We start from the raw sequence: 17,372 nt of genomic DNA, 5'->3' as shown, positions 1-17,372 counted from the left end.
TTCCGGGCCGGAACCGCCCCTTCAGCGGGCAATCGGCGCTTCCATCTGCGCGCAAACCGCGCGCAGCGCCGCCAGCACGCGGGCCTGGGCCGGGGTGGGCAGCCAATCCCGCCGCCGCGTCAGGCCGATCTGGCGCGGCGGCAGGGGCCAGGCGCCGGGCAGCGCCGCGAGGCCCGGATGCGCCGCGATCTGGTGGCGGGAGAGCAGGGCCAGCGCATCCCCGGCCTCGAGCAGCGCGATCGTCATCTCGAGCGAGCTGGTCTCGAGCAGGATGCGCGGGCGGGCCGGCAGGGTGGCGAAAAGCGCCTCCACCACCGCGCGCCGCGGCATGCCCGCGCCTGGCACCACCCAGCGCGTCCCGGCCAGCGCGGCGGCATCGGGGGGCGCTGCCGCCAGCTTATGGGTGCGGCGCAGCGCGATGGCGAAGGGATCGGCGAAGAGCCGTTCCTCGACCAGATCGTCATGCGGCGCGGGGTCACGCAGCGCGCCGAGGATGGCGTCGATCCGCCCGCCGCGCAGCTGCGGCACCAGTTCGGCATAGCTGCCCTCGGTGAGTTGCAGGGTCAGGCCCGGGCGGCTCTCCAGCCGTTCGCCGATGGCGGCGACCAGCGGCGCGCGCGGCACCAGCGGCAGGGTGGCGAGGGTCAGGCGACCGGGCGGGTCCGGGGCGGGCAATTCCGCGATGCCCTGCTCCACCTCCAGCCGCGCCAGCGCCAGGCGCCGGGCGAATTCCACGCCCGCCGCATTGGGCAGCAGCCCGACCGGCCCGCGCCGCAGCAAGGCCACGCCGAGCGCCCGTTCCAGCCCGCGCGCCGCGCGTTGCAGGGCCGGCGCGCCGATGCCTAGCAGCCGCGCCGCGCCGGGCATGCCGCCCGCCTCCACCACCGCGGCCAGGCCCGCGAGGCCCGGATCGGTCAGGCGCCGCAGCGCGGCCTCCGGCGCGCCGAGCCCGCGCAGCGCCTCGCGCAGTTGTTCCAGCGCGCGCCAGGCCCGCAGCGCGAAGCGCGCGCCCGCCGGCGTGGGGAAGCTGCCGCGCGGGCCGCGGCCGAGCAGCGCGCAGCCCAGCCGCGCCTCGAGCCGGGTCAGCGCCAGGCTGATGGCGGGCTGCGACAGGCCGAGCTCGGCCGCCGCCGCGCCGGTGCTGGCGAGGCGCGCGGTGGCTTCGAAGGCGCGCAGCTCGCGCAGCTGGAGGCCGAGATAGGGCATTGCCTGATCTTTATGGGTTCGACGCGGCTTTCAGGGTGCCCCCGACCTGCCCCGGCTGGCAATCTGGCGGCAAGGATGGGGGAAAACGTCGTGCGCGCCGCAAGGCGGCACCTCCGTCCTGCCGTGCCCGAGCAAGGATGGACCCTGATGACCATGACCCGCGCCGATGCGGCGCCCGCCGCGATCTGGAATTTCCGGCTGCTCTCCCATCATGAGCTGAACGGCTTCGGCGGCATGGGCGAGGGGCTGTCGATCCAGATCGCCAAGGATGGGCGGCGCATCCTCTGGGCGGCGCATGAGAGCGCGCCGAAGAACTTCACCGGCATCGACGTCACCGACCCGCGCAACCCCAAGGTGGTGATCCAGACCAACCTGCCGCAGCAGCATATGCGATCGAACTCGCTGGAACTGTCCGGCGACATCATGGCGGTGGCCTACCAGACCAAGAAGTTCGGCCTGCAGCCGGCGGGATTCGAATTGTTCGACGTCTCGGTGCCGGAGAATCCGCGCTCGATCAGCTTCTTCGACTGCTCGGGCCCCCATTCGCGCGGCGTGCACCAGCTGTGGTTCTGCGATGGCGAATACGTGCACCTCGCCGCCGGCGCGCCGGATTTCCAGGGGCGCCACCCGCTGGATGACCAGTTCTACCGCATCATCGATGTGCGCAACCTCTCGAAGCCGACCGAGGTCGGGCGCTGGTGGCTGCCCGGCCAGCGCGAGGGCGACGAGGCGCCGCCGCTTGAGCGCCACATCAACCGCGACAACGGCTTCCGCGCGCACAACACGAATGTCTATCCGCAGCGGCCGGATCGTTGCTACCTCGGCTATATCGATGCCGGCATGTTCATCATGGACATCTCCGACAAGTCGCGCCCGAAGGTGGTCTCGCGCTGGGACAATTCGCCGCCCTATTGCGGCTTCACCCACACCGTCCTGCCGCTGTTCGAACGCAACCTGCTGGTGGTCAGCGACGAATCCGTCGTGGACAACGCCGCCGACTGGCCGAAGCTGGTCTGGATCGTGGACGCGCGGGACGAGCGCAACCCGGTGCCCATCGCCACCTGCCCGATGCCGCCCGTGGCCGATTTCAAGGGCCGCGGCGGGCGCTTCGGCGCGCACAACCTGCATGAGAACGTGCCGGTGCCGACCTCCTGGTTCTCGGACCAGATCATCCTCGGCACCTTCTTCAGCGGCGGGCTGCGCGCCTTCGACATCTCCGACCCCTATGCGCCGAAGGAGGTCGCGCATTTCGTCCCTGCCGCGCCGCGCAACTCCGCCGTCGGCGCCATCCAGCTCAACGACGTCTTCGTCGATGAGCGCGGCATCGTCTATGTCGTCGATCGCAGCATCGGCGGCATCTACATCCTCGAGATGGATTTCTGATGCTCGATGCCTCGCTGCTGACGGGGCGCGTCTTTCCGCCCGGCACGGGGGCGGGGCCCTTCGGCCGGCGGCAGCGCCGGCCGCGCGGGGCGCGCGTGCCGGTGCTGCTCGTCACCGGCTTCCTCGGCGCGGGCAAGACCACGCTGGTCAAGGCGCTGCTGGAGACCGAAGCCGGGCGCGGCACCGCCGTGGTGGTGAACGAGTTCGGCGAGATCGGCATCGACCAGGCACTGCTTGCACCCGCGGCGGAGAGCCGCGTGGCCCTTCTGGGCAATGGCTGCCTGTGCTGTTCCGTGCGCTCCGACCTCGAGAACACCTTCCGCACCCTGTTCAACGACCGCGCGCGGGGCGCCGTGCCGCCCTTCGAGCGCGTGGTGCTGGAACTCTCCGGCGCGGATGACCCGGTGCCGGTGCTGCAGACCTTCCTCGGCGAGCGGCAATTGGGCCGCGAATACCACCTGCAGGCGATCATCGCGGTCGCCGATGCGGCGACGGGCGCGCAGGCGCTGGCCGATGCGCCGGAAGCGCGGCGGCAGATCGCCATCGCCGACCGCATCATCCTCAGCAAGACGGACCTCGCCACGCCGGCGGAGATCGCGGCGCTGACCGAGGCGATCCGCGCGCTCAACCCCGAAGCGCCGATGCTCGCCGCCGAGCACGGGCTGGCGGCGCCGGAATTCCTGCTGGCCGACAGCTCGCTCCCGCCGCCGAGCCGGCTTTCCATCGATGCGCCGGGCGCGCATCGCGGCGACCTCGCCAGCTTCGTGCTGCGCTTCGACGCCCCCCTCGGCTGGCGCGCCCTGACGGCCGCGCTCGACCTGCTCTGCGAGCTGCGCGGGCCGGACCTGCTGCGCGTGAAGGGGCTGGTCGCGGTGCGCGGCTGCGAGGGGCCGGTGGTGATCCACGCCGTGCGCCACCTGCTGCACCGCCCGGTCGAGCTGGAAGCCTGGCCCGAGGGCGAGGATCACGCCGGGCGGCTGGTCTTCATCACGCAGAACGGGCTCGGCAAGGCCGAGGTGGCCGCGCTCTTCGCCGCGGTGCGGGCGCTCGTGCCGAGCTGACGCCACCAAACAAGAAAGGGAGGAACGACCATGACCACACGCCGACAGAGCTTCGCGACCCTGGCCGGGCTGGCCGCCGCCCCCTTCCTGCCGCGCGCGGCAGCGGCGCAGGAGGCCGACTTCCCCTCCCGCAACCTGCGCATGATCGTGCCCTTCGCCCCCGGCGGGGCGTCCGACATCATCGGCCGGCTGATCCTGCCCACCCTGCAGACCGTGCTCGGCCGCGGCATGATCATCGACAACCGACCGGGGGCCACGGGCAATATCGGCATGGAGGCCGGCGCGCGCGCCGCCCCCGATGGCTACACCATGGTGCTCGGCAATGCCGGCAGCACGGTGATCAACCCCTCGGTCTTCCCCGGGCTGAGCTGGGCGCCGCTGCGCGACCTCGGCGCGGTGACGCTGGTGGCCGAGACGCCCAACATCGTCGTGGTCAACAACAACCTGCCGGTGAACTCGATCCGCGAGCTGATCGACTACACCCGTGCGCGGCCCGGCCAGCTCAACTACGGCTCGGCCGGCAGCGCGAGCCAGAACCGCCTCGAGATGGAGATCTTCGCCCGGCAGAACGGCATGCAGGTGGTGAACATCCCCTATCGCGGCGGCGCCGGGCCGGCGGTGACGGACCTGATGGCCGGGCATGTCAGCATGATGTTCGTCACCCTGCCCTCGGTGCTGGCGCAGCTGCGCAACAACCAGATCAAGGCGCTGGCGGTGACCACGGCCGAGCGCTTCCCCGGCCTGCCCCAGGTGCCGACGCTGAAGGAGCAGGGCTTCCCGCAGAATGTGAGTTCGAGCTGGCAGGGCATGTTCGTGCCGATGGCGACCCCGGCGCCGATCGTGGCCCGGCTGCACGCCGCACTCACCACCACGCTGACCAATGAGGAGGTGAAGCGCCGGCTGATCGAGGCGGGCGCGGTGGCCTCGCCGAGCCCGAGCCCGGCCGCCTTCTCGGAATTCGTCACCGCCGAATTCCACCGCTGGGCGGCGGCGATCCGCGAGATCGGGGTCACGCCCGACTGATGCCAGGGGTCGCCTTTTGGCGACTCCCTGGCGTCAGTCGGGCCATTTTTCTTGCCCTCAAGCGGCGGGCGCGGCCTCCGGCCGCTTGCCTCGCGCCACGGGGCGCGGCGCCCATTCGGGCGCTCGGCCAGCTATGCTGGCCGCCTCACTCTACGCCCTCAAGCGGCGGGCGCGGCCTCCGGCCGCTTGCCTCGCGCCACGGGGCGCGGCGCCCATTCGGGCGCTCGGCCAGCTATGCTGGCCGCCTCACTCTACGCCCTCAAGCGGCGGGCGCGGCCTCCGGCCGCTTGCCTCGCGCCACTGGGCGCGGCGCCCATTCGGGCGCTCGGCCAGCTATGCTGGCCGCCTCACTCTACGCCCAAAAGCGCGGGCGGCTGGTCCGCCCCTACCCCTTGCCGGACTTCTTCCCCCCGCCCGTCAGCCAGTCGAGCAGGCCGAGCGCCACCGCGCCGGCCAGGAACATGCTGTGGATGGCAAGCCCCCACATCACATGCCGGTCGTCGTAATTGCTCACCTGCATGAAGATCTGCAGCAGGTGGATGGAGGAGATGGCGATCAGCGCCGTCGCCAGCTTGATCTTGAGATTGCCGGGGTCGATGTTGGCCACCCAGCTCACGGAATTCTTCTCCTCATCCTTGGCCAGCCTTGAGACCAGGCTGTCATAGGAGGAGATGGCGACCATCACGACCAGCGAGGCCACCAGCGCCGCATCCAGCAGGTGCAACAGTGCGAGAAGCTGTTCGTTGTCGTCGCCCGTGGTGACGTTGGAGGCGAATTTCCACAGCTTCTTCAGGAAGCCCACGGCATAGATCGCCAGCGCCACGGCCAGCCCGCCGAAGAAGATCACCAGGATATAGCGGCTGGCCAGGATGGCCTTGTCGATGAATGTCTGCATATCACGCTCCGGGATGGGGCAGATTTGCCCTTTCAAACGGCCGGAGGGAAGCGGGATGATCCGTCGCATCGCGGAAGAAAATCGACTGTCAGGCGCGGTAGTGGCGGGCGGGCTGATCTGGCTCGCCGGCCAGGTGGCGGACGACCCCACGGCCGATACCGAAGGCCAGACCGCCGACATCCTCGCCCAGATCGACGCCCTGCTGGCCGAGGCCGGCACCGACAAGCGCGCCCTGCTGAGCGTGACCATCGTGCTGGCCGACATCAAGGAAGCGCCGGCCATGAACCGCGCCTGGGATGCCTGGCTCGACGCAGGCGCCAAGCCGGCCCGCATGACCATCGAGGCCGCGCTGGTCGATCCGCGCTGGCGGGTGGAGATCACCGGCGTGGCGCTCGCCCCTTGATCGCCCGCCGCCCCTCCCCGCGCCGGCTGCGCGCCTGGGGGCGATCGGTCGCCTTCACCATGGCGCTGTCGCTGCTGGTCGCCTGGGGGGTGGGGGATGAGGGGCAATTGCTGCCGGTCACGGTGATGGCCGTGGCGGGGCTGGGGCTGGGCTGCCTCTACATGCTCTTCCCGCGCGGGCTGAACTTCGCCTTCGGCACGGCCACGGGGCTGGCGCTCTACGCCACGCTCTTCGTCGTGCTCGGGCGCGCGCAATTCCCGGACGTGCCGGAGGACATCCGCCCCCTGGCCTTCCTGCTGCCGGTGCTGGCCTTCCTGGGCATGGTGTGGTGGCAGCGCGCGGCCATGGCCGAGATCGCCAGCCGCAACCCCGCCGACACGCTGGAGGAACTGCCCCATGCGGCGCGCTGGGTGTTCATCGTCTCCCTGATCGGGCTGGTGTGCTTCATGCTGCCGCTCAACCGGCTGCAACCCACGGCGCAGGCGGCGGCGCTGCTGGTGGCGATGGCGATGATCGGGCTGGTGGTGGCCGTCGCGGCGCGCGACGTGGTCCGGCTGCTGGTCGATGTGGCGGTCATCATCGGCGACCTCTCGGCCCGGCTGCGCCATTTGGCCGTGCCTATGGTGGCCTTCCTGCTGATCTATGCGCTGCTGGTCATCGGTTTCGCCTCGGCCTACCGGATCGCCGATGCGCTCTCGGTCACGGCCCTGTTCCAGGGCAGCGAGGGGGCGATCCGGCTGAGCTATTCGGACGCGCTGTATTTCTCCGTCACCACCCTCTCCACCGTCGGCTATGGCGACATCCGCCCGCATGACGATGGCATCCGGGTGCTGGCGAGCATCCAGGTGGTGTCGGGGCAGTTGCTGCTGCTCTTCGGCTTCGCCGAGATCATGCGCAGCCGGCGGATCCGGGGGGGCGGCGAGCCCCATCTCGACCATCCGGGCCCGTCAGGGCATTCTGCGCCCCCCGCTCCCCTGCCCGGGGCGGGGCCGGCAAAGGGCCATGGTGGCGCCGACCATTAGTCGCGCTTCCGCCGCAATCCAGCGTCATTACTGTCCTGAGCAGGAACACAGCATGCGCATTCTTCTGACCGGCGGCCTGGGCTTCATCGGCTCCGCCGTTGTCCGCCGCCTGATCGCCACCACCGAGCATGTGGTGGTGAACATCGACAAGGAAACCTACGCGGCGAGCCACGACGCGCTGGCCGAGGCGCGGGCGCATAACCGCCACGTCCATGTGAAGGCCGACATCTGCGACCACGCGGCGATGACCGCGGCCTTCGCCGAATGGCAGCCCGACGCGGTGATGCACCTGGCCGCCGAGAGCCATGTGGACCGCTCGATCGACGGGCCGGCCGAGTTCATCCGCACCAATGTGGTGGGCACGCAGGTGCTGCTGGAAGCCGCGCGCGCCTATTGGGCGGCCCTGCCGGCGGACCGCAAGGCCGCCTTCCGCTTCCACCATGTCTCGACCGACGAGGTCTTCGGCTCGCTGGAAAGCAGCGCGGACAAGCCCTTCGACGAGCACACGCCCTATGACCCGCGCAGCCCCTATTCGGCCTCCAAGGCGGCGTCGGACCACCTGGTGCGGGCCTGGCACCACACCTACGGCTTCCCCGCCTTCGTCTCCAACACCACCAACAATTACGGCCCCTGGCAGTTCCCCGAGAAGCTGATCCCGCTGGTCTCGCTGAACGCGCTGGAGGGCCGCCCCCTGCCCGTCTATGGCGATGGCGCGAATATCCGCGACTGGATCCATGTCGAGGACCATGCCGAGGCGCTGTGCCTCGCGCTGCTCGGCCGCGGCGTGCCGGGCGGGACCTATTGCATCGGCCCGCGGCAGGAACGCACGAATCTGCAGGTGGTGAAGACCATCTGCGCCGTGCTCGACCGGCTGCGCCCCGACCCGGCCGGCCCGCGTGAGCGGCTGATCACCTTCGTGAAGGACCGCCCGGGCCATGATTTCCGCTACGCGATGGACCCCTCGGGGGCTGAGCGCGTGCTGGGCTGGACGGCGAAATACGATTTCGAGACCGGGCTGGAGCAGACGCTGCGCTGGTATCTCGACCACGAATCCTGGTGGGGCCCGATCCGCGCGAAGCGTTACGCGGGCGAACGCCTCGGCCAGAAAGGTTAGGACCTTCTCATGAGCGAGTGGCGCGGCAAGCGCGTGCTGGTGACGGGTGGCGCGGGGTTTCTCGGCAGCGGTCTCTGCCATGCCCTGGCCGCCGAGGGGGCGCGCGTCATCGCGCTGGATGCGATGATGCCCGATGGCGGCGCCAACCCGCTGAACCTCGAGGGCAGCAACGTGATGCTGGTGCGCGGCGACATCCGCGACGCCGAGCTGCACAGCCTCTGCCAGGGCATCGACGTGCTGTTCAACCTCGCCGCCCAGACCAGCCATATGGGCGGGCAGCGCGACCCGGTGGCCGACATCGCGATCAACGCCGTGGCCCAGGTGCGCCTCATTTCCGTGATGCGGGAAGTGGCCCCCAAGGCCGTGGTGGTGCATGCCTCGACGCGGCAATTCTACGGCCGGCCGCAATACCTGCCGGTCGATGAGAAGCACACGGTGAACCCGCCGGATGCGAATGGCGTCTCGAAATGGGCGGGCGAGCAGTATTGGCTGCTGGAATCGCGCGTGCATCACCGTCCCGTCGTCTCGCTGCGCCTGACGAACTGCTACGGCCCGCGGCTGCGCATCAAGGATGCGCGGCAGACCTTCCTCGGCATCTGGATCCGCCGCGTGCTGGAAGGCGAGGCCTTCGAGGTCTGGGGCGGCGAGCAGCTGCGCGACCTGACCTATCTCGACGACGTGACGGATGCCTTCCTGCGCGCCGCCGCGCAGGCGACGAAGCCCGAGGTCAATGGCCGCGTCTTCAACATCGGCGGCCCGCCCCCGCTCTCGCTGAAGGATCTGGCCGAACGCCTGATCGCGGCGAATGGCGGCAAGGGCGAATATGTGAACAAGGAATTCCCCGCCGATCGCGCGCAGATCGACATCGGCAGCTACGCCGCCGATGACCGCGCCTTCCGCGCCGCCACCGGCTGGTGGCCGCGGGTGGATGTGGATGAGGGGCTGCGCCGCTCGCTCGACTGGTATCGTCCGCGTCTTGCCGAATATGTGGCCTAGCCGATCGATCGCCGGAGGGCGCAGCCCGCGCAGCGGGCGAGCACCCGGAGGCGTGAATCGATCGGGCAATCAAAGGAGTCCAACATGAACGCCACCACGATGATGGTTCCGCAGGCCGATCCGGGCGCCAGCTACCGCGCCCACAAGGCCGAGATCGACGCCGCCGTCGCGCGCGCGCTCTCCTCCGGCTGGTACATCCTGGGCCAGGAGGGCGTCGCCTTCGAGGGTGAGTTCGCCGCCTGGCTCGGCACGAAACGCGCCGTCGGCTGCGCCAACGGCACGGATGCGCTGGCGCTGACGCTCCGCGGCATGGGCATCGGCACAGGGTCCACCGTCGCCACCGTCTCCCACACCGCGGTCGCCACCGTCGCGGCCATCGAGATGGTCGGCGCGACACCGTTGCTGATCGACATCGACCCCGACACCTTCACCATGGATGCCGACGAGCTGGTCGCGGTGCTCGAGGATCCGCCGCCGGGCCTGCCGCCGATCCGCGCCGTCATTCCCGTGCACATCTACGGCCAGGCCAGCGACCTCACGCCCATGCTCGCCGCCTGCCGCGCGCATGGCGTGAAGCTGATCGAGGATGTCTCCCAGGCGCATGGCGCGACGCTGGAGGGCAGGAAGCTCGGCACGATCGGCGATGCCTCCTGCTTCTCGCTCTACCCCACCAAGAATCTCGGCGCGCTGGGCGATGCCGGCATCCTCGCCACCGATGATCCCGAACTGGCGGACCGCATCGCCGCGATCCGGCAATATGGCTGGCGCGAGCGCTACATCAGCGCCGACATCGGTGTGAACAGCCGGCTCGACGAACTCCAGGCGGCGATCCTGCGGGTCAAGCTGCTCTACCTGGACAGCGACAATGCCCGCCGCCAGGCGATCGGCGCGGCCTATGACGCGGCGCTGGCCGGCGGCCCGCTGGCGCCGCCGCCCCGGCGAGCAGGCTCCGAGCACGTCTTTCACCAATACGTTGTCCGCGTGCCGGATCGCGCGGCGATGATGGCGCGGCTGCGGGCCGAAGGGGTGGCCACCGCCATCCACTACCCGCAGCCCGTCCACCTCCAGCCCGCCTATCGCGGCCGCACCGCGCTCGGCCCCGCCGGCTGCGCCGAGACCGCACGCGCGGCGGGCGAGGTGATGAGCCTGCCGATGTTCCCCGAGCTGACCGACGCGCAGCTCAATCATGTCTGCAGCGTGCTGCGGCGGCTGTAGCGGCTTGGCAAGCGGCGCTGCGTGTTCTACGCGCAGCGCCGATTCTTGTTTGATCGCGTGATTCAGACTTTTCGGTGATTCCACCTCAAGTCATCACGCTCTAGCCCGGGAGCAAGCGGCATGGCCGACATCGAGATCGACATCGGGGGCGAGATCTTCCACGCCTTCTTCGAGGACAAGGACGCGCCCAAGACCTGCGCGCGCTTCCGCGAATTGCTGCCCTTCAGCGACCGCATCATCCATGTCCGCTGGTCGGGCGAGGCCTGCTGGATCCCGATGGGCGAGCGTGACCTCTCGCTCGGCTTCGAGAACGCCACCAGCCACCCCGCACCGGGCCACGTCATCGTCTATCCGGGCGGCATGCCGACCAGCCTGAGCGAGACGGAAATCCTGATCGCCTACGGCCCCTGCGGCTTCGCCTCCAAGGCCGGGCCGCTCGCGGGCAATCATTTCCTCACCATCCGCGAGGGGTTGGATCGCCTCGCGACCATCGGCCGCTCCGTCCTGTGGGACGGCAACAAGCCGATCACCTTCCGTGCCGGGAGCAAGTGACATGGGCCTGAAGATGGAAGACCTCGTCGAGGGCACGGGCGAGATGGCGCTCTCCGGCAAGGCGGTGCGCGTGCACTACACGGGCTGGCTGTTCGACGCGTCGGCGCCCGAGACCAAGGGCCGCAAGTTCGACAGCTCGCGCGATCGCGGCGACCCCTTCGGCTTCAAGCTGGGCGGCGGGCAGGTGATCGCGGGCTGGGATCGCGGCGTGGCCGGCATGCGCATCGGCGGCCAGCGCCGCCTGACCATCCCGCCCGAGATGGGCTATGGCGCGCGCGGCGCCGGCGGCGTGATCCCGCCCAACGCGACGCTGGTCTTCGACGTGGAATTGCTGGCCATCGGGTGATTGTGCCCTCAGACGCCGGGCGCGCGCTCCGCGCGCTTGGCTTCGCCGCATGAGCGGCGGGCCGCATTCGCGGCCTCGGTCGCCTTCGGCGCCCGCCTAAGTTGATCTACCCGCCGCGCACCTGCACCTGATCGGCGCGCGGCGGGGTCCACGCCATCTCCGGATCGACCGGATAGATCGGCCGCGGCACCTCGCGCCACGGCACGCGGCTCATCACCACGGTGGTGAGGCCGGGCACATCGACCTCGATGATCCGGTCGGGCGTCCAGATGTCGTCGAAGCCCGCGCGGAAATGCCCGCGCGACTTCACCACCAGCGCGCGCACGGCGCGCAGATCCACGCCCAGACATTCCAGCATCGCGGGCTCGGCCAGCTGCTTGCGCTGCGTCACCACCGCCACGCGCACGCCCCCGATCCGCAGCAGCGCCGTGGGGCCGAGGCTGAGGCTGCGACCGAGATAGATCCCGCGCCGGCCGACGCATTCGCCATCCGCCAGCGCCTCCACCACCGCTTCCGCGACCAGGGGCTTCGAGAACTCATCCGTCTCGTCACGGTTGAAGCGCGCCGTGAATCGCGCCCCCACACCCAGCGCATGCGCCTCCGCGGCCAGGGCGGGATCGTTGTGGATGCCGAAGACCGCGCCCTCGACCCCCGCCTTGAGGAAGGCCTCGAGGATCCAGCTCGTGTTGCCGCGCCCCCCGCCGCCTGGATTGTCCGCGACATCGGCGAAGATCAGCGAGGGTCTGCTCGGGTCCCGCCCGACCGCGAGAGCCATCGCGGTGGCATCCGCGAGGCTGGTCAGATTCGTCACCCACTTCGCCCGCGTGGACCAGACCCAGGCCGCGATCTCCGCCGCGACTTCCTGCGCGCGCGCCGCGCTGGTGCGCGTGGTGACCATCACCGCGAGGCCGTTCTTCGGCGTGTCGCCGCGCGAAAAGCCCGAGACGATGGAGACGTTCAGCACCTCATGATCGAGGTAGCGCTGGCCGAAGGCGATGGCCTCGGCATAGGGGCCGGCGGCCGTGTTCTGGCTCGTCGCCGGCGGGATGAAGGGCAGTTTTGCGTAGGACATGCGCGGCTTCATGCCGCCGAGCATCGCGCGCATCACGCCCGCGCATTCCGCGCCGCGCTCACGCTGGTCGACATGCGGGTTGGTGATGAAACCCGCGAACATGTCCGTATGCCGCACCATCTCCCACGACATGTTGCAATGCAGGTCGAGGGTGGCGAGCACCGGCACATCCGGCCCGACGATGGCGCGCACATGGCGCAGCAGCGTGCCATCCGGGTCGCGATCCACCGTCGCCGTCGCCGCGCCATGCAGCGCGAGGAACACGCCATCCAGCGGCATCGCCGCACGCAGGCCGTCTTCGAGCTTGCCGAGCATCTCGTCGAACACCGCCTGGTCCATCGGGCCCGAGGCCCCGGCGGCAGCGGCGATGGTGAAGACCGGCTCCCAGGGCCGGCCGGCATTCATCGCCTGGATGAAGCCCGTCAGCCCCTGCGAGGCGCGCGGCGCCGGCGTGGCGAGATCCGCCGCCAGCGCCGCCCCTTCCAGCCAGCAGGTGGCCTCGAACTCCGCCTTGGTGGCGACCGGCGCATGGCCGTTGCTCTCCAGCATGAAGCTGCCGAGGGCGATGCGGGGCCGGGGCATGGCGGGGACCTTTTCAGTTCAAGGTGATGTTGAACTCCCGCGTCAGGGCGGTCCAGCGGGCGACGTCGCGCTCGACATATTGCGCGAAGGCGGCGGGGCTCTCGCTGGGTGTCACGCGCACGCCCTGGCGTTCCAGCCCGCCCGCCACCTCGGGGTCGCGCAGGATGCGCGTGACCTCGGCATGCAGGCGCGTGATGATCTCGGCGGGCGTGCCCGTGGGCGCGAACAAGCCGTTCCAGAGCGTCGTGATCAGGTCCGGGAAGCCGGCCTCGAGCGTGGTCGGCGTGTCGGGCAGTTGCGGCAGGCGCTCGCGCGAGACCACGGCCAGGGCGCGCAGCCGCCCGCCCTGCACATGCGGCAGCGCGTTGACCAGGTTGAACTCGGTGATCTGCGCATCGCCGCGCAGCATCACCGGCACCATCTCCCCCGCCCCGCGCAGCGGCAGATGCGTGAGCCTGATGCCCGCGCGCTGGGCGAAGGCCTCGAGATCGATGTGCTGGTAGCTGCCCACGCCGGCCGAGGCGAAGACCAGCGGGTTGGGCTGCGCCTTGGCATAGGCCACGAATTCCGCGAGCGTCGTCACCGGCAGGCTCGCGGGGGCGAGCAGCACCTGCGGCGCCTCGATGAGGTTGGTGATGGGGGTCAGCCCGCGCGCGGGCACCAGCGGGCGGTTGCCGGCCAGCGCCGAATTGATCCCGTGCGTCGAGACGTTGTTGACGATCAGCGTGTGCCCGTCGGGGCGCTCGCGCATCACGTATTCATTCGCGATCCAGCCATTCGCCCCCGCGCGGTTCTCCACCACCACGGGCTGGCCGAGCGTGCGGGAAAGCGGTTCGGCGATCAGCCGCGCGATGAGGTCCGTGGTGCCGCCGGGCACGAGGGGCACGATGATGCGCACCGGCCGGCTCGGCCAGGCCTGCGCGCGGGCGGGGCCGGCCAGGGCGCCCAGCGCGGCCGCGGCCAGCGCCGTGCGGCGGGTGATGGTGGTCATGTTCTTGTCTCCTCCCTGATGCACGCCGTTTCGGTTCAGCCTGTCGGCGGGCGGATGATCTTGTCGGGCGCGTGCTCGGCCGCCACGGGCCGCGTCTCGCCGGTCGCGACCAGCGTGCGCGTGGCGGTGACCGAGGCATAGGTCCAGAAGATGCGCATCTTCTGCGTGGTGGAGGCGTTGCGGAAATAATGCGGCAGTTCCGCCGGGATCCAGGTGGTGTCGCCCGGGCCGAGGCGATGCTCGACACCGCCGAGCACGGCGATGGCGTCACCCTCGAGCACCATCACGCTTTCCTCGCAATTGTGCAGGTGCTCGCCGATGGCGGCACCCGGATCGAAGATGGTGATGCCGTTGAGCAGTTGGGTGGAACCCGTGGCGGGTGTCACCAGCGGGATGGTGCGCGCGCCGCCGCCGCGGTCGGCCATCGGTCGCTCGGCTGGCCTGAGGATGGCTGGTGTCGCCATGATTCGGTCTCCGCCCGCTGTTGGTATGACAACCTAAGACGAATTCACCGCCGCCGTCGAGCGGCTACCTCACGCGCCGCTACTCCATGCGGATCCCGGCCGACTGGATCAGCGCGCCCATCGCCGCATGGTCGCGCGCAAGGCTGGCGGTGAACTCGGCCGCGGTGTTGCCCACCACCTCATAGCCGAGCTGCTCCAGCCGCCCGCGCACCGCGGGCTGGCCCAGCGCCTCGCGCAGGGCCGCGTTCAGCCGCTCGACGATCGGCGCGGGCGTGCCGGCGGGGGCGAGGAAGGCGCCCCAGGTGAAGAAGCTGAAGCCCGGCACGCCGGATTCCGCCACGGTCGGCGTGTTCGGGAAGGCGTCGATGCGCGCGGGCCCGGCGGTGGCGAGCAGGCGGAGCTGCCCGTCGCGCACGAAGCTGTTGGGCGTGGGGATGCCGAAGAAGCCGACCGGCACCTGCCCCGCCACCACCGCCGTCAGCCCCGGCGTCGCACCGCGGTAGGAGATGTGGTTCATGCGGATGCCCGCCGCCTGGAGGAACATCTCCATCGCCACATGCTGCGGGCTGCCCGCCCCACCCGAGGCATAGTCGATGGCGCCGGGCCGGGCGCGCGCGGCGGCGATCAGCCCCTGCACATCCTGCACGGGGAAGCTCGGATGCGCGACCAGCGCCCAGCGGATGCGCACGATCTGCCCGATCGGCGCGAAGTCGCGCAGCGGGTCGTAGCCGGCCTCGCGGTTCATGTTGGGCAGCATGGTCATGACCGCGTCATTGACCGCGAGCAGCGTGTAGCCATCGGCCGGCGCACGCGCGCCGCTGCGCATGCCGATCATGCCCGAGGCCCCCGTCTGGTTCTCGATCACCAGGCGCTGGCCGAGCGTCTCGCCCATCCGTTCGGCGACGATGCGCACCACCACATCCACCGCGCTGCCGGCGGCGAGCGGCATGATCACGCGGATCGGCCGGTCGGGATACGCCGCTTGCGCCCGCGCCCCCTGCAGGGCCGGCAAGGCGAGGGCGGTGGCGAGCAGCGTGCGTCGCGTGGCGTGGCGCATGGCGGAGCTTCTCCCGGGGGCCGCGGATCATCCGCCCGCGTGCCGCTTGATCTATGATGACTGCGGACATATTCCAGGCACACCCCCTGTCAAGCCGCGAGAAAGGGCCTGCCCCATGCCGCGTGAGGCCGAGGCCAGCCACGCGCCGGCCGCCGATGGCCCGCCGCTCCTGCGCGAGCTGCGCGGCAGCGCGGCCATGCCGCTCTGGCTGCAGCTCAAGCACGCGCTGCGGGACCTGATCACCTTCGACCTCGGCCCGGGCGACCGCATCCCGACCGAGGCCGAGCTCTGCGCGCATTACGGGCTCTCACGCATCACCGTGCGCCAGGCGGTGACCTCGCTGGTGGATGAGGGGCTGCTGCATCGCCAGCAGGGCCGCGGCACCTTCGTGCGCCATGCGCGCCGCGACGCGCCGCTCTCCGACCCCGGGCATTTCCTGGCGAGCCCCTTCGACCGCGTCCCGCCGGGCGCGATTAGCCTGCACGCCGCCGAGACCGTGCCCTGCCCGAACTGGGTGGCCTCGCGCCTGGGCGTCCCGGCCGGGGTGCCCGTGCACAAGCTGCGCTGGCTGCTGGAGCGCGATGGCGGGAAGGTGGCGGCGCGCACCAGCTTCGTGCCCGCCGCCCTGGCGCCCGACCTGCTGGAGGCCGACCTCTCCGGCCCGCCGCATCTCGTGCTCGAGCAGGTCTTCGGCCTGGTGGCGCAGGAGGCGCAGGAACGGCTGGAAGTGATCCAGGCCGACACCTTCCGCGCCGGGCTGCTCGGCCTCGCGCCGCACCAGCCGCTGGTGCTGACCGAGCGCGTCTCCTTCGACGCCGCGGGGCAGGCCATCGAATGCGCGCGCACCTACTACCGCGCCGACAGCTTTTCCTTCAGCCGCACGCTGCGGCGGGGCGAGATCCGCGCGGTGCGGCCCCGGGCGGGCACTTGACCCGCGCCACCGCATTCGTCTTATGACGTCATAACAACGCCAGCAGGGGAAACGCCATGGCCGTGATCGACGCCCATTCGCATGTGCTGACCGAGGCCATGATCGCGACCATCGCGCGCGAGGTGCCCTCCTGCGCACCGAAGCTGACGCGCATCGACGACGATGCCGGGCTGCTCGAGATCCTCGACGTGAAGCAGAACCCCTTTCCGCGATCCGCCTGGGATCTCGAGCGGCGCTTCGCCGAGATGGCGGCGCAGCGGCTCGACATGCAGGTGGTGTGCAACATCCCGCACACCTTCCTCTATGAGGCCGATGCCGGGGCGGCCGATGCCGTCAGCGAAATCCAGAACGCCGCCATCGGCGCGCTGGTGCGCCAATACCCCGATCGCTTCATCGGCATGGCCACCGCGCCGATGCAGGATCCGGTGCGCGCCGCGGCCACGCTCGAGCGCGCCATCACCGTGCATGGGCTGCGCGGGCTGCATCTGGGGTCCAACATCGCCGGCGGGAATCTCGACGCGCCGGGGCTGGATGCGGTGTGGGAGGTCGCGCAGCGCCACGGCCTGTTTGTGCTGGTGCATCCGCACAAGGTCGTGGCCGCGCAGCGCATGGGCAGCTACTACCTCACGAACCTGATCGGCAATCCGCTCGAGACCACCATCGCCGCGGCCTCGCTGGTGTTCGGCGGCGTCATCGAGCGCCACCCGGCTATCCGCTTCTGCCTTTCCCATGCCGGCGGCTTCACGCCCTTCCAGGCGGGGCGCTTCCGGCATGGCTGGAAGGTGCGCAAGGAGCCGAAGATTCGCCTCAAGGGCGATCCGGCGGAGAGCCTCGACCGTTTCCTCTATGACAGCATCACCCATGCGCCCGGCCCGCTGCGCTTCCTGCTGCAGGAAGTCGGGCCCGAGCGCATCGTCTTCGGCACCGACTACCCCTTCGACATGGGGACCACCCGCGGTGTCGAGGAGATCGAGGAGGCCATCGCCGATCCCGCGATCCGGGCGATGATCCTGGAAGGCAATGCGCGGCGCTTCTTCGCCGCGCCGGCGAAGGGCTGAG

The 17,372-nt window shown here is 70.6% G+C and carries 18 protein-coding genes; 12 read left to right on the top strand and 6 right to left on the bottom strand.

Going from position 1 to position 17,372, the window contains the following annotated elements; genetic code table 11:
* Positions 1-21: 21 nt before the first annotated feature.
* Positions 22-1,206 (bottom strand): LysR family transcriptional regulator, encoded by a 1,185-nt coding sequence (locus AC2D9U_RS15770; RefSeq protein ID WP_484750662.1) that lies wholly within the window; start codon positions 1,204-1,206, stop codon positions 22-24.
* Positions 1,207-1,353: 147 nt separating this feature from the next.
* On the opposite strand from AC2D9U_RS15770, the gene AC2D9U_RS15765 reads away from it, so the two are divergent.
* From AC2D9U_RS15765 to AC2D9U_RS15755, 3 genes are read left to right on the top strand one after another with little or no spacing between them, the layout of a single operon-like run.
* Positions 1,354-2,589, top strand: a complete 1,236-nt coding sequence (locus AC2D9U_RS15765; RefSeq protein ID WP_484750658.1) for an LVIVD repeat-containing protein — start codon at positions 1,354-1,356, stop codon at positions 2,587-2,589.
* The gene (locus AC2D9U_RS15760) at positions 2,589-3,650 is read left to right on the top strand and encodes a CobW family GTP-binding protein (protein ID WP_484750656.1); all 1,062 of its coding nucleotides are present in this window, start codon (positions 2,589-2,591) and stop codon (positions 3,648-3,650) included. Before AC2D9U_RS15765 ends, AC2D9U_RS15760 begins: the two co-directional genes overlap by 1 nt.
* A gap of 30 nt (positions 3,651-3,680) precedes the next feature.
* Positions 3,681-4,673 (top strand): Bug family tripartite tricarboxylate transporter substrate binding protein, encoded by a 993-nt coding sequence (locus tag AC2D9U_RS15755; RefSeq protein WP_484750652.1) that lies wholly within the window; start codon positions 3,681-3,683, stop codon positions 4,671-4,673.
* A gap of 385 nt (positions 4,674-5,058) precedes the next feature.
* On the opposite strand, the gene AC2D9U_RS15750 is transcribed toward AC2D9U_RS15755, so the two are convergent.
* Positions 5,059-5,568, bottom strand: coding sequence for a TIGR00645 family protein (locus AC2D9U_RS15750; RefSeq protein WP_484750649.1), 510 nt, complete (start codon positions 5,566-5,568; stop codon positions 5,059-5,061).
* Positions 5,569-5,623: 55 nt separating this feature from the next.
* Between AC2D9U_RS15750 and AC2D9U_RS15745 the strand changes: the two genes are divergently transcribed.
* From AC2D9U_RS15745 to AC2D9U_RS15715, 7 genes are all read left to right on the top strand, one after another.
* Positions 5,624-5,971, top strand: a complete 348-nt coding sequence (locus tag AC2D9U_RS15745; RefSeq protein ID WP_484750645.1) for a RidA family protein — start codon at positions 5,624-5,626, stop codon at positions 5,969-5,971.
* Entirely contained in the window at positions 5,968-6,993 is a 1,026-nt protein-coding gene (locus AC2D9U_RS15740; RefSeq protein ID WP_484750642.1) for a potassium channel family protein, read from the top strand. The genes AC2D9U_RS15745 and AC2D9U_RS15740 overlap by 4 nt, the downstream gene beginning before the upstream one ends.
* A gap of 52 nt (positions 6,994-7,045) precedes the next feature.
* Entirely contained in the window at positions 7,046-8,107 is a 1,062-nt protein-coding gene (rfbB, locus tag AC2D9U_RS15735) for a dTDP-glucose 4,6-dehydratase (protein WP_484750640.1), read from the top strand.
* 9 nt (positions 8,108-8,116) lie between these two features.
* Positions 8,117-9,103 carry an NAD-dependent epimerase/dehydratase family protein gene (locus tag AC2D9U_RS15730; protein ID WP_484750638.1) on the top strand — a complete coding sequence of 329 codons (987 nt, stop codon included), beginning with the start codon at positions 8,117-8,119 and terminating at the stop codon, positions 9,101-9,103.
* Positions 9,104-9,187: 84 nt separating this feature from the next.
* A complete protein-coding gene (locus tag AC2D9U_RS15725) occupies positions 9,188-10,318 on the top strand; it encodes a DegT/DnrJ/EryC1/StrS family aminotransferase (protein ID WP_484750636.1) in 1,131 nt (376 codons plus the stop codon).
* Positions 10,319-10,438: 120 nt separating this feature from the next.
* Complete coding sequence (locus AC2D9U_RS15720) at positions 10,439-10,870, top strand: DUF3830 family protein (protein WP_484750634.1); 432 nt, start codon at positions 10,439-10,441, stop codon at positions 10,868-10,870.
* 1 nt (position 10,871) lies between these two features.
* Complete coding sequence (locus AC2D9U_RS15715; protein ID WP_484750631.1) at positions 10,872-11,216, top strand: FKBP-type peptidyl-prolyl cis-trans isomerase; 345 nt, start codon at positions 10,872-10,874, stop codon at positions 11,214-11,216.
* A 106-nt stretch (positions 11,217-11,322) separates the two neighbouring features.
* Here the strand turns inward: AC2D9U_RS15715 and AC2D9U_RS15710 are convergent, their stop codons facing one another.
* The 4 genes from AC2D9U_RS15710 to AC2D9U_RS15695 form a co-directional block, all read right to left on the bottom strand.
* Positions 11,323-12,870, bottom strand: a complete 1,548-nt coding sequence (locus AC2D9U_RS15710; RefSeq protein ID WP_484750629.1) for a M81 family metallopeptidase — start codon at positions 12,868-12,870, stop codon at positions 11,323-11,325.
* Between the two features lie 13 nt (positions 12,871-12,883).
* Complete coding sequence (locus tag AC2D9U_RS15705; RefSeq protein WP_484750627.1) at positions 12,884-13,861, bottom strand: Bug family tripartite tricarboxylate transporter substrate binding protein; 978 nt, start codon at positions 13,859-13,861, stop codon at positions 12,884-12,886.
* Positions 13,862-13,896: 35 nt separating this feature from the next.
* On the bottom strand, positions 13,897-14,286 hold the full coding sequence (locus tag AC2D9U_RS15700; RefSeq protein ID WP_484750626.1) for a cupin domain-containing protein: 390 nt from the start codon (positions 14,284-14,286) through the stop codon (positions 13,897-13,899).
* 118 nt (positions 14,287-14,404) lie between these two features.
* Positions 14,405-15,382: a Bug family tripartite tricarboxylate transporter substrate binding protein gene (locus tag AC2D9U_RS15695; RefSeq protein WP_484750624.1), complete on the bottom strand. Its 978-nt coding sequence runs from the start codon at positions 15,380-15,382 to the stop codon at positions 14,405-14,407.
* A 115-nt stretch (positions 15,383-15,497) separates the two neighbouring features.
* Here AC2D9U_RS15695 and AC2D9U_RS15690 point away from each other — a divergent pair, with 115 nt between their 5' ends.
* Both AC2D9U_RS15690 and AC2D9U_RS15685 read left to right on the top strand, forming a co-directional pair.
* On the top strand, positions 15,498-16,313 hold the full coding sequence (locus tag AC2D9U_RS15690; RefSeq protein ID WP_484750622.1) for a GntR family transcriptional regulator: 816 nt from the start codon (positions 15,498-15,500) through the stop codon (positions 16,311-16,313).
* Between the two features lie 56 nt (positions 16,314-16,369).
* Complete coding sequence (locus tag AC2D9U_RS15685) at positions 16,370-17,371, top strand: amidohydrolase family protein (protein WP_484750620.1); 1,002 nt, start codon at positions 16,370-16,372, stop codon at positions 17,369-17,371.
* Position 17,372 lies beyond the last annotated feature (1 nt).

The sequence above is a fragment of the Roseomonas sp. TF40 genome (assembly GCF_057219975.1).
The sequence above is the reverse complement of the archived record's forward strand: the minus strand, read 5'-3'. Positions and strand labels throughout refer to the sequence as shown.